This is a genomic window from Neobacillus paridis (assembly GCF_016765675.1).
GTDB lineage: Bacteria > Bacillota > Bacilli > Bacillales > Cytobacillaceae > Neobacillus > Neobacillus paridis.
Genome location: NZ_JAESWB010000168.1, coordinates 420,824 through 434,099, shown reverse-complemented (window position 1 = coordinate 434,099; position 13,276 = coordinate 420,824). Strand labels below are relative to the sequence as shown.

8 protein-coding genes, 1 tRNA gene and 2 pseudogenes are annotated in these 13,276 nt (G+C 36.2%); 1 reads left to right on the top strand and 10 read right to left on the bottom strand.

The genetic code is table 11. The features are described 5' to 3' along the window. Positions 1–150 precede the first annotated feature (150 nt). From tnpA to JK635_RS11075, 9 genes and pseudogenes are all read right to left on the bottom strand, one after another. Positions 151–339, bottom strand: a pseudogene (gene tnpA, locus JK635_RS24250) (IS200/IS605 family transposase); the annotation flags it as partial. A gap of 135 nt (positions 340–474) precedes the next feature. Then, on the bottom strand, positions 475–747 hold the full coding sequence (locus JK635_RS11110; RefSeq protein WP_202654002.1) for a hypothetical protein: 273 nt from the start codon (positions 745–747) through the stop codon (positions 475–477). Then, positions 737–1,763: pseudogene (locus JK635_RS26895) on the bottom strand (DEAD/DEAH box helicase); the annotation flags it as partial. The pseudogene JK635_RS26895 and the gene JK635_RS11110, both read right to left, overlap by 11 nt. 47 nt (positions 1,764–1,810) lie before the next feature. After that, positions 1,811–2,521: a hypothetical protein gene (locus JK635_RS11100; protein ID WP_235888022.1), complete on the bottom strand. Its 711-nt coding sequence runs from the start codon at positions 2,519–2,521 to the stop codon at positions 1,811–1,813. 14 nt (positions 2,522–2,535) lie between these two features. Next, the gene (gene pglZ / locus JK635_RS11095; protein ID WP_202654001.1) at positions 2,536–4,473 is read right to left on the bottom strand and encodes a BREX-3 system phosphatase PglZ; all 1,938 of its coding nucleotides are present in this window, start codon (positions 4,471–4,473) and stop codon (positions 2,536–2,538) included. Between the two features lie 23 nt (positions 4,474–4,496). Further along, positions 4,497–7,322, bottom strand: a complete 2,826-nt coding sequence (locus tag JK635_RS11090; RefSeq protein WP_202654000.1) for a DNA methyltransferase — start codon at positions 7,320–7,322, stop codon at positions 4,497–4,499. A gap of 14 nt (positions 7,323–7,336) precedes the next feature. Beyond that, entirely contained in the window at positions 7,337–11,038 is a 3,702-nt protein-coding gene (locus tag JK635_RS11085; protein WP_202653999.1) for a DUF6079 family protein, read from the bottom strand. A gap of 15 nt (positions 11,039–11,053) precedes the next feature. Next, on the bottom strand, positions 11,054–11,509 hold the full coding sequence (brxF, locus tag JK635_RS11080) for a BREX-3 system P-loop-containing protein BrxF (RefSeq protein ID WP_202653998.1): 456 nt from the start codon (positions 11,507–11,509) through the stop codon (positions 11,054–11,056). 346 nt (positions 11,510–11,855) lie between these two features. Next, positions 11,856–11,952 (bottom strand) — tRNA-Sec (locus JK635_RS11075). Positions 11,953–12,187: 235 nt separating this feature from the next. Here JK635_RS11075 and JK635_RS11070 point away from each other — a divergent pair. Beyond that, entirely contained in the window at positions 12,188–12,613 is a 426-nt protein-coding gene (locus tag JK635_RS11070) for a DUF2621 domain-containing protein (RefSeq protein WP_202653997.1), read from the top strand. A 67-nt stretch (positions 12,614–12,680) separates the two neighbouring features. Here JK635_RS11070 and JK635_RS11065 read toward each other — a convergent pair whose 3' ends face one another. Next, positions 12,681–13,160, bottom strand: a complete 480-nt coding sequence (locus JK635_RS11065; protein WP_202653996.1) for a CcdC family protein — start codon at positions 13,158–13,160, stop codon at positions 12,681–12,683. Between the last annotated feature and the right edge of the window lie 116 nt (positions 13,161–13,276).

Here is a 13,276-nt window from a genome sequence, read left to right as displayed (position 1 = left end):
CGCATCAATAAAAGTATCACCATTCATCGAAAAATCGAGCTGTTCCCCACTTTTCAAGATATATTTTTGAATAAAATTCATTTCATCTTGTTTTAACATGTTTCTTTCCTCATTTTCTTCCTTTACGTTTAATTTTAACAAATTCCTATAATGGATATGATCTGGCATTGCGTATGCTTCGATTATTTCTACATCTTTCATATCACATAGTTTTCTTAAAATCGCTCCAATATCTTTTCTTAATTTTCCGTACACAATTTTCCTTCTATATTTTGGAATGAAAACGATATGGTACTTACAATTCCACCTTGTATGTGATAAACTATTGTCGCTCGACATGAGCAGGACTCCTCTCGTTATTTGAAGTTGGTTTGACGGCCATCTTCTATTATAACGATTGGAGTTTTTTTCTGGTACAGCTCTACAAGTTTTGTTTGCATACAGGCAGAGCCTGTGGTTTAAAAAGACTAATTATTAAAGCCTCCTGAAATTGGAGGCTTTATTAAATCCATTTATTAAATCTTTTAAAACAGGAATCTTTCTAACGATGATATCACTTTGTTCACGCTTGAGTGATGGAATGTCGATTGTTTCCTCATCCAGTCGCTCTTCTTTCAATACTTTTAACAGTTTTAAGTTTTCTTCAGAAATGGCTTTATCCATTCTTGAAACGACATCATCTAACTTCTCCCGATGTAAAATTGCTTCCTGCATAAGAGAAGATAAGCTGTCAATAATATAAGTCAAGTTCCTCATCTGTTAAGTGGTATTGGATCGTTTTTGTCGTCCGTTTCGGGAAAATCGGAGTGCCATCAAAATTCACCAAGTTCTCTTTTAATCTTCTTATGATAAACGGATTGCTTTTCTCCCTCAGGGTTTCATTAACGCCAGTACTTGAAAAAATATCTTCATCAATGAGCCTCATTAGGTGGCGGAAATTTTCCATATCACCTTTGTGAGGAGTCACAGTAAGTAACAAACAATTCGGTACTTTTCTTAAAATCATTTCACCCAACTGATAAAGCTTTGTCCGTGTCGTCTTTTTCTTGATTGTTCCATGTGTATAAGCCGCCATCTTATGGGCCTCATCAACAATAATTAAATCGAATTGGGCCTTATTAATTAGCTGTTTAACATCATCCTTAGCGGCCCAATAGACAGAAGCTAGGCAATGATTGTTTGAAATAAATGGATTTTTACCCCCATATTCATTCACAACGGCCCGATTAATGATATGGAATGACTCTTGGAATTTTTCCTGTAATTCTTCCTGCCATTGCTTAAGAACAAGAGGTGGAACCAATATCAATATTCTCTCGACACTATGCCTTGCTTTAAGTTCCTTAATAAGCATACCAGACATGATTGTCTTTCCTGCCCCCTGGATCATCCGCCAATAAAAATCGGATCTGCGGTACTTGCAGCATTCGTCCATAAACTGCTTCAATTTGGTGTGGTAATGGTAAGACATTTGCATTCCCTAGTGCCCTTGTCTTCGCATACATCACTTCATTTTGCATTGTATTATAAAGCAAGTAATGGTGGATATCTCGCGAACTTAATTGTTGGTTTTCAGTTTCAGGCGTATTTAATCGCTCCATTGAAGTAAATGCATCTTTTTCTACTAACAGTTCAAAGAATTGATTCGAATTTCTCCCTATCGCTTCGATCACATAAAAAGTATCATCGATAGCTTCACATTTCTTTATTTCCACTGTCTCGGGAAATTGCGGCCCCTTGACTATATCACCAATTTTCAACATAGGAATCCCCTCCTACAAAAGAACCCCTATTCACAGGAATAAGGGAATTAGCTTTTCAATTCTACCATAGTCATATCAATGCTTTTTATAAGCTCAAACTTATTTTTCATTAAATCGCTTACTGAAATGTCGTAATGAAACGGAAAGAAAAGGACATTGTTGTTCATTAGTTCAATCGGGAGTATATGCGAATCATTAATAGTAAGCAATACTTCCGCCATCAACTGCAACAATTCCTGTGAATGGATTTCCATTTTTTTTGCCATTGAATAAGCACGATTTTTTTGAAGTTCAGTAATACCCCAAGACTTTATACTCGTCAAAACCGCACTAGTTGCTACTTCCACTTTACGACGCTCTCCATATAGATTTTTCATTTTACTTCCTAAAGTCTTGCTGGGAATGACATCTTGCATCCGAAATTGAAGCCCTAATTCTTTAACTAAATCTTTAAAGAAAGGATATGCTAACATTGTCATACACCAATGAAGCAATAATCTCTCAACAGGTTTTATAAATGGCATCATCTCAAGTGCCCGGTCGCGAATTAATCGATGATCTTCTTCAACTAAATACCATATTTTCATCAGTATTGTTACTGTATTTTTACGCGACTTGGGACCGCTGATATCTGCCCGTAGGAAGTTGTCCAAAACCTCATACATTTCCTTTCGCTGCAACCTGCGTGCTTCATTTGCAGTAAAATCAAGGTGATGCAGTAACACCTTTTGATCAAATCCAATTGGTTTTGCCATCATAATCTACCTCAAGTTTAAGAAATTACTTTAATAAAAGGAACAATAACTTCCTCCATACTAATACCGCCATGACTTATAATGGTCTCCCCTTTATTCACAAAGGCTAAACTATCCTTAGCTAATAGTACATGAAATTTCTCCGGCAAGCCAATATCGTGCCATTTAATTGATTGATCAAATTTTTCTGCAGCCGCATCTCGTAATTCTACTGAATCATAAATACGGACCCGTTCACCTTTTGTCTCAGCAATAACTCCTTCATTTATTCTTCCAATTCCGACACTTTCCCTATTTCCATGGTCGGCAGTTATATAAACCGTAAAACCTTCATTTTGCAAATCTTGAATAAGTTTTAGTAGGTAATTCGTTTCTAACCAAATATTTAATTCGGAAAATACACTTTTTGATCCTTGAACCGCTCCATGTAAAACCTTATCGATTATGTCTATAACCGCTCCATAAACCCTTATATTAGATTGTTTTAATGGCGAGATATTCTCCCTTTGATAGAATGCCTGTCCTAAACCTCTTTGATAGGAAACATTTATCCGTGAGATCCCTCTATCCTCCCAAAACGTAGTCCAAGCAAAAGATTCTTTATTTGTTGTTGATATAGAATTAGCAAAATAAGATGGTCTAAGTCCAGAAAATATCGCTTGTCTGGAAACTGCTGTAAGCGTAGGGACCCAGGCAAATACCCCATTTTCTTCAAAAGATAATCCGTCCTTTGCGAGATGATCGCGAATCTGAAACCATTGGACAAAACTCATTCCATCCATTACCAATAAAGCAACCTTATCCTCATTCTGGCTTGCAATATAATGAGGTATCTGGTGAACCATTTTTGGAACCGGCAAATGAGGTAACGATATCAGCGAACCATATTGATAAAGCATCCATTTTTCAAAATGTTCATCTATTATATTGCTTATTCCATTTACCTCTTGAGAATACAAACCTGTTGATAACGAAAGAGCCTTTAACTGCCCATAAGCTTGAGCAATCTTGGTCCAATCCTTATACCTATTTTCAGAGAGTTTAGCATCCTTTAACTGTAAGTAGAGATATTTTAATTTTTCATCATTATCTTTCCCATTATCTATTTCAATCCCGACATGCATCCAGGCTGGGAATTTAGCAGGCTGATACCCTTTTACACGTTTGATTAACCCTTCCAAAAATAAATTATCTAAAATACTCCGAATAAGTGGATTAGAAAAAGAATAGGCAGAATATTCAGCAAATTGTTCAATTGCTACACCATTTTTTTGCAGTGGAAATTGATTAATTTGGTCTACAAAATGATTCCACTCATCTTCTAAATATTTATAAAAAAAATGAGCAGACATTACCAAATCTTGAATAGGAAGTTTCCTTAAATCAGTCTTTAGATTTAGGTTATCAATAACGAATCTTTTTATAACCTTAGGGACAGAGTCTAATTCATAATGAATCGTCAATAACAATTTCCACAATTCAGCCCGGCTATGGATCATATCATATGGCAACTTATAAATATTTTTTGCAATAAAATCCAAAGTTTCTTTATCAGAAGAAGAGCCTTGATACCGCTCCTGGGCGGCATACAAGGCATCATATACTTCTTTATCAAGCTCCCTGATAACAGGTGTTGAGAATTTGGGAAAGATGATCGAAACATCTAAGCGCGTTCGCTGCCCCGACTGAATTAAATCATAGGGAAAAACATTATAGTCTTGCCCTTCAGCTCTAACAAGGAGACAGATTTTTTTATTTTCAATTTTGATTCGATAATCACGTTCAAATTCATACCGAAATAAAATACTTTCGTTAAAATTAACTACATAAATATTTTCCTCTTTCAATTTTCCAAGTATCCATTCATCTAAAAGTAGCTGATCATTGTCAAGGACAAGATACAATGCGTTATTTGCATTGAATTGTTTCAAAATTTGGTCACGCCAATTGGCCATTTTCATCTTCTCCTTGCCCTACATTATAATCCTAAGCGAATTTGTGCATTATCATAGTACATTAACAGCTTATCGTCTTCTTGAATCACACTTCCAGGCAGGCGATCACCTACGGTAACAATCTTTTGGTAATCCTTATCCCCCCAAGCTTTTTTAAAGCCGGCACGAATGGCTTCCGTACGGAACTGCTTGAGTTTTTTCTTACTCTTTGAAAGTTCCTCAACATATCCTTCAAATTCACGTAGCAAGGATTTTTCACGCAATTTTTCCAAATCTGCTTGTTTATTCGGATCTGGAACATACCAACGATTTAGCGCCTTTTCTTTTAATTTTGCATCATCGTTTTCTAACCCGCGTAAATCCTTATAATTCTTTCGAAGATAGCTAGCAACTTGGTCAGGAACTGGTTCGTCTCCATCGTAACGCAAGAAATTTTGGTTTAGCAAATCATCTAACTCCGGCAGCATTTCATGCTTAGCTATATGTTGAATTTCTTTCATAAAATTCGGATGTATATCTTGACGTGTCTGAGGTTTTTTCATAAGTTGTTGACGAATCCATTCTATTGCACTAGTTTCATCTGTTACTAGCCAACTCGATTGAACAAATTCCTTGGCCAAAATTCGCTTTTTATCATACTCCACTACCTGACTTTCTAAAAAGGCCATTCCATCCCTGATTGGGAACTTCTGTATGATACCTTCTTGGAATTCTCCAGAAGAAATTGGTACAGATAATCCATTTTGAACATGGTAGGCAACCATTCTATCAAATAAGACACGAGGGGTTCTTTCAATAATAACTTCAGCTTCTCCTTTTTTTCCGAGAAATATCGGTAACTTTTCTAAATGATTTCTCACAAAATTCCATGCAGTTTCGACAGAATTTATCGAATCTGACATACTTTTTACCATTTCCTTTGACGGCTTATAAGCTGAGATTACCAAATCTTGTTTAACTGCTGTGGTTGAAGTTATAGCCTTAAAGCTCCCCTGCTTTTTATCCAGCGCTGCAACATTAGCAATAATAAAACCTGCACGTTCTATGGCTTCTCGAATAATATTCCAGATAGATGCTTGTGAATTACTAAATTCTACTGTAATCCACCGACCCGGTTTCAAAATCCGATAATACTCTTTGAAACTTTGTATCATCATTCTCCTATAGAAATTGTTATCTTTATGATAAGAGGAGTTTACTATCGCTTCATGCTGATATTGGGTTAATACTTTTAACCACGATTCCCATAAAAAATTCAATTCAGAATACATTAAGTTTCCGCCAAATGGAGGATCAGTGAATATATAATCGATAGAACTTTCACTAATACCCGTCAATGTAACAGAACCTGTTGATTGAACCTGAATTAATTTTGATGGTTGAAGTTTTCTTGCTCTAAGGACTCCTTGTAGTTTTCCTTCTAACCATTGGATTACATTCCATTCCCTAATCATTGATGAAACGTATAAAGTCCCTGAAAGTATCATATTTGGAAAACTAGATTTTGGTCTAAATCTTTGTAACAAAGTCAGACCGAGCAAACCTCCAGTCATTACACTCAAAAGTAGATCCTTAATATCATCAGATTGATTAGATTCTTGAATTTTATGGTAAAATGCAGAAAGCAATAATAAATTCCTTTTGGTATAAAAATGATGAACATGTGTTATGCCGAAATGATACCCTGCTCTCCATGAATCCCCCCACTTTTCACCTATTCCCATCATAGGATTTATAGGAAACCAATATGGTATCGAAAATTGTTTAATCTGTTCTAAAGTTTGCAAATCCTGCTCACTTGGAGTTTTCTCATATTCTACGTCACGGTATGAATAATTAATTAAGACTGGAATTCTTTTTGTAGTTTGAATTACTTTTGACGTACTTTCATCAAAGTATGATTCAATTGCTCTTTCTAAAGTCTTCTTCGAAATTTCAGTATTGCAATGATTACATTTAAATTCTGAGTAAACCTTTCCAACATCTTGGTCTACAGCAACATCCCAAAAAACCACTTCTTCCGTACAGTTCGGACAAACGAAAACATCACTCCATACTGTATAATTTATATTTCCCTTTGCATTCTGATGTTTCCCGTCAAAATTGTGATCTGTCTGATATAACCATCCAAATTCATCTTTTAGTTCGCTTAATATTCGTCTTGCTTCCCTTTCAAAATTATTAACATTAACAGGAGTATTATAGACCTTTCCAATAAATGTAGCTGCCGTTGACAAATCATTAAGAATTGCTTTCCTGTCACCTAATTTTGACACGGTATTGTTTTCATCGTCTACTATGTCTCCGTTGTCAAGAATACGATACCCTAGGTTCTCCACAATAGATTTATTCGAACACATTTGTGCTGCAATACCAGTCATACCTGTTCCTGAGAAACCATCAAATACAATATCACCCGGAGAAGTATAGTGAAGTAAATACCTCATTATTGCTTTATAAGGAACCTTTGTATGATAGCTATGAGCATTATAAATAGGATCCTTCTTCCCCTCGCTCACATCTGATGCAAAAGGTTCTCTTTTATAATTATCGTGGGTTATCTGATTATCTTTTTTTTCCTTATTCCAATCATTAATAAAATTATTTAACCAAGGATTAGGGCACGCAGTATAATAAGGGGGATTTGATAAATTAATAATATCTTCATCGTTTCCTATTGGGAAACCTTCAATTTTTTTTAATTCAGGCAATTTTTTTCTTAATTCTTCTCTAAAATACTCTCTTCTCTCTTCATCATTTTTAAAAGTCATACCCAAACAGACAACCGGTTGATTGTCTGTTTGGGAATCTGTATTTTCAAACGATAACTGCTCTGTTTCATATGACATTTTAGTACACCTCGTCATTTCTTAAGCATAACCCGAATTCGATTTGTTGGTTGGTTTCTAACTGTCTGTTGAATAAGCATCTCAAATCTTCTTCGGAGTTCTTCCACCGTTAATGGACTTCCATTCGCCATCATGTCTGTAATTTGATCTAAAGTGATTTCAACTTTATTAATCCCTTTTAACAAATCATTAATGGCTTGAATTAATCGTATATCAATTGGCAGACTAAATGATTTTTGTGAAATGAACTGTTGAACCAGTTCTTGCTGTTCCGGTCTTAGTAATGCAATATTTTCTTTAATGGTTGGATCATTAAAGTTATTTAACAACGTATTTGTCCAGTTATTCAGTAATTCGCCAAGTTCATCTTCTAATGTCTCCAACTTATATTGATTTAAAGATGCTTCTTCTTTCGGTCTGAATTTACAGTGCGGACATGTTGCGGAATGCTGTAAATCCTCTCTTTTCAATTGATAGCAGGTAATAAATGAATCCAATCTTCTTTGCCAATCAGAAAGGACATGATTAGGCAAAATATCAATTTTTTGAGCTAATTCCCTTAAAGCTTTCAAACGTTGATCATTTAGCAAACCGCTCTTTTTCATATCTTGGGTTGCATTTAGCCTTGATTTGTCATGCAATCCCATATATAAACGAATATATTCATCTTTTAGTTGTTCAATTGTACGGCTTTCTGAAGAATAGTCCTCTCCTTCTTTTAAAGCAATGGATAGGTCGTATAACGCCGCATCCACTTTTTGACTCCATTCATGATTTCGATCAAGATGAAGTTTCGCCTGAGTAAGGTAATTGGCCACATTTGTGAATTCTCTTACTTTCGTCTCAAGCTTCTCCAATTTTTCTAATTCTTTTAAATGAATATCTTGTGCCAAGATCTCCTCGGCGGAATACCTTAAATTATGCATTTTAGCCGGCGAATCATAGCGCCCAATTCCTTCTAAAAATCCTTTTAAGTCATCCATTTTTTGAACATACTGTCCAACCTCTGCTGTTGAAAAAAGTGTTCCGTCCCAAATTGGTAAACCTGTTCGAATGGTAGGAATCATCCTAACAACTTTTTGTAATTTGTTGTTAGCAAATTCCATTACTCGACGAATGCCAAAAGCTAAGTTTTCTCCCTCAAGGTTCGGTATCCGAACATCGGATATTTGAAAAAGTGCATTAATTGCAGCAACCGGAAGGCCACTTGGTTTTTTTACGTGATTAAAATAGGTAAGCTGTCCTAACGGTAATCGAGAAAATTCTGTATAATTCATTGCATCATAAGACTTGCCGTCTACGTTAACAACCAATTCTCCAGCATGGACAAGTGCGGCAAGCACAACTAGGAAAAGTTCCGGTTCTAGCTTAAATTCATAAGTAAGACGCGTGTCTTCCGTTCCTTTAATTGTAATGGTTTCAATTAATTCGGAAGCATTTAAAACTTGCCCGTGTCCTTTTTCATTTAATTTATTCATTACCCATTTGGCATAGCCTGACCTATGAACATTTATCTTACCATTTTGGTCAAGTAAGACCAATCCATCTAATATTGCAGTACCTTGTCTCGTCTCCCTGCCGGAGATTTGAACAAGTGCATCTGATACATAGGAAGGCAGGTTCTCTTTGTTCAAATAAACATTTTGCAATCTTCTGAATGAGGGGTAATCAGGATATTTTTGTTCAAACCAATCTGTCAATAGACCTTCAGAAACGGAATTTATAATTTCAATCACACTGGCATTTTGCGGCAGCATCATGCCGAACTCTAAAATATTTGCTGTTTTACCGCGATAAGTAATTTCATAAACATGAACGAAGTTATCACTTAACCATTTTACAAGTTCCTTAAAATAAGTTTCCGACTTTCTTACATACAATTGCTTTGTTGCAGAAGTAGCATTTATTCCCAGTTCCCTAGAGCCAGCATACATCTTTAACAATCTTATAAATTTCTCTTCTTTTATAGTCAGCTTAAAAAAGACTTCATCTGCATTTTGTTCATCCTTAAATTTCACTTCACTGAACGGCTTTAACATATAAATATAAAAATCTCGTTCAGGTTGGGCGGTTGACCGTTCATTCGGTGCACCAAAGAATAGGTACCCCTGCCGAGTCACTTTATGGGCTTCCCAAGGCAGATTATGTTTCCAGATTTTATATCCCGTAACATAGGTATTATCCGCTACCCCTGTGGCTTGTTTAAGCACTTCAAAATAATAGCTATCCAGTTTATCGTCTTCAATTGTTTCAGCTTTCTGCTCAATTAAATCATCAACAGCAATATCTTTTTTCAAATCCAAATAATATTGTCCATTGCTTTCGTTCGTTGAAATATATTGAAAACTAACTGTTTTTTGGATTTCTCGTAAAGCTGCCTCGACAGTGGTTTTTAGAAAATCAGACGGATTATCATCTTCTAAAAGCATTTCTAAGCTCATTGTGGAATGCAAAAACAAATCATCACGAAATTCCTCTGGTGTTAGGCCAACCTTATCAAATATATCACTTGTAGCAAGACGGTAGATTGCCAAGGCATTTACAATTCTAATGGCCATCGGCTGATAGATTTTTTTGGTAAACGCATTTTGAATACGATCCTTTAATATGCGCGACTTGTCCAGTACTTCACGGATATCAGGATTACTTTTGTAGGAAGGGTCTTCTTCAATGTATTTCCAGTAGCTGTCATAGGAAACAAGTCCTGGGGCTCCCTCTGGAACATCGTCCTCAAGAATCCGCTTAATTTCATTACTTATTGTTTTCAATGCCACCCTTTTTTCAGCAACATTTACTTTCTCAAATGTGGTTAAATAAGCTGGATGGATTGGGAAGAGATTAACATACATTTCTAGATCTTCACTTAAACGGGTATATAATGAAGTAAACCGACTCAAATGCTCACGAATAAGCGCTTTTTGTTTTTCATCCTTTTTAAGTAATCTTTGTGAAACAACAAATGCAATATCTTCACGGACAATACGAACTTGTTCAAAACGTTCTTTAACTCTTCGTAAAGAATCCGCTACGAATCCAAATTTAGGATTATCAAATAGCATTTCTTGAATACCTGCAATAAAACGCAAGCGAGTTTTACTACAAACTTCCCCTACTTCCCGTAAAAAGCCAAGATCTAATGTAAGTTCCTGTTCTTTTCTGCTTCTTAAGTAGTCTAATAACTCATCTACCACAAGCATAAGCCCTTGGTCCGGAAATGCCTCTTGGAAAAGCCCCATCATTTCAGTAAGTGCATCTTTATTATTGCGGACTTGATCTATAGACGGGAATTTAAAATCAACCCCCATATCATATAGTCCCTCTTCTAATGCTTCACATAGTATATCTCTCAGTGAAGTCCGAACGCTGCCAATTTCAGTACGAATAACTTTAAATTGCCCTTCGATTTCTTTTGCCTTTTGTGCAACACGCTCATTCTTGATATAATTGCTTGCACCGTCCATTTCGGCAATCGTTGAAATGACACTCATTAAGTGTGATTTACCTGTTCCATAATTACCGACAATGAATAATCCCTTATTATCTACTGGCCGACGGAACTGTAAATGTTCAATGACAGCTTCATCTAGCTGCTCCGCCATTCTTTCTGAAATAACATATGTATCAATTAAATGAACTGCTCGATCCTTATCATTTGCATCTGTTAATTGAATAACCGATTCAATTGGTTCAAATTGGACTAAATCACGATATTTCATTTGTCTCTTCCCCCTTTATTCCGTCACTACAATTCCATCGAATTCTTTGCACTCATAATATTCAGGATGCCCAGGCACCGCATACGCAAAACGTCGGCCATCGTAACTGCCTTTCCATGAAACGACTAGCGTATAGTTCCTGCTAAAAGACTGTAAAAGCTGAATGACATCTTGTTTTAAGGTCGGGTCAAATAATACCTCAATATGATCCAAGCAAAGTGTTCTTCTCCCCGCATTTCTTAAGATATCGCTTAGCAGGTTATGGACTCTTCCGGCCATACGCTTACTTGGATACTCTTTTAATTTTTCACTTAACAGCAAACTAATATTTAGAAGTGGTATTCCCAAGTTTTCAGCAGCGTTTTTAACAGCGATTCCTTTAGGATGCTCACAAACAAGAATCATTTTATAATATTTTGATGAGATACTACTTAACTCCTGCTCAATCTTTTTTACGAGGTCAGCACTCATTACAACACCTTCAAAGTATTTATTTCCTTCATTAAATTCTACCTAATTTCAATGATCTTTGGTATATGTGTTCAAAAAAATTATCCCAGTTCCCTATCTTTCCAATATATATCCAACCGGTTCGGACATTCAACAATCGGGATAACAATGGACACATACACTCATGTATTGCCAAACATGCAAAAGAAGCTGCCCAGTAGTTTGAGCAGCTCATTAAGTAAGTAATATGTAAATCTGACATTGTGTCCATTTGGTGTCCGCTTAAATAAGCTTTGCGGATTTTAGGACAGAAAACCTTCTATTCACAACTGCAAAAAAAGCATCAAAATCCTTAATATAACTGGTTTGGCGGGACCGTGTGGGAATCGAACCCACCTGACCTGGCACGCAGGTCACAAGCGGTTTTGAAGACCGTGGGGGACACCAGTACCCCATCCAGCCCCATTTAGAAAACAAATGTACAATTCCTATTAAAATCTTTAATGCATTTCCTATATTACAATAGAATATAGTATTAATCAATGAAACAGCTTAAATTGTCAATCATGCGTCATTACGACTATTCAAATTAAGCAAGCAGTCAAACAAACTATTCCCTTTCTTCTAGTGAATACTTGTCTTTTCTTCCTTAAAAATACTATAATTTATCTAACGATATTATTTGTAGGTGAAATAGAGATGCTTCATGGTTGGTTTTTATGGTTTATTCTTTTTTGGGTTGTGTTTCTCGTTGGGTCGATGGCAATCGGCGGATTCTTTATGTTCCGCAAGTTTTTAAAGAAATTGCCAAAGGAAGACGGCAAATCGGACATGGAATGGGAAGTCCATTATGTAAATGAGTCTCGTCACCTTTGGGGACCGGAAGAAAAATCGCTGCTAGAAGATTTAGTCAGTCCCGTTCCAGAGTTATTCCGTGATGTGGCAAGACATAAAATTGCCGGAAAAATTGGCGAACTTGCCCTAAAGGAAAAGGCACCCAAAATCACCGAAGATCTTGTCATTCGCGGATATATTATGGCAACGCCAAAGCGGGATCATAAATTTTTACGAAAAAAATTATTTGAGAATCACATTGATGTCACTCCATATGAGCATTTATTCTAATCGTTCCATCCTGGGACGGTTGTTTTTATACTAAAAACACTGACCGCTGCCGATCAGTGTTTTAAAATTATACCATTTTGATTCCATGAAGCTCTTTATAAAGCTTCATATAGGAACGATACATGGCCACCCGCCACGGGACAATCATGCTGTAGGCAAGCAGGAAGAACATCCCGCTTAACTGGCCAATATCAATGGTACTGCTTAAAATGCCCTTCAAGGCAAGACGAATCACTAATAACCCAATGAGAATGAAGATAAACGCCTTGGACCGCTTTAAATAAATATCATTGTCACGGATTTCAAATTTAGAGGTTTTGATCAGCAGGATGGAAAATAGCATTCCCACCACAACAGCCTCGAGAATTTCCATTGGCGTTAATCTAAATTGCGGCATTGTGTACATGATCGCCCCAGTCGACATAAAAATGGGCGGTAAAATTATTTTTTTCACACTTGTCGGTTTCTTCGCTGCTTTCATCCGAACAAACAGGACGAAGAAGCCCATAAAAACTGCACCTATCGAGGAAAAAACCACATAATTCATACTTTACATTCTTCCCTTATTAACGTATTTATGTTACTCATTATACTTTAAAAGCTATGAAATTGAGAAAGATTTTTACTTATTTTCTGTTCCCAAATTTTCATGAACGAAGGAAT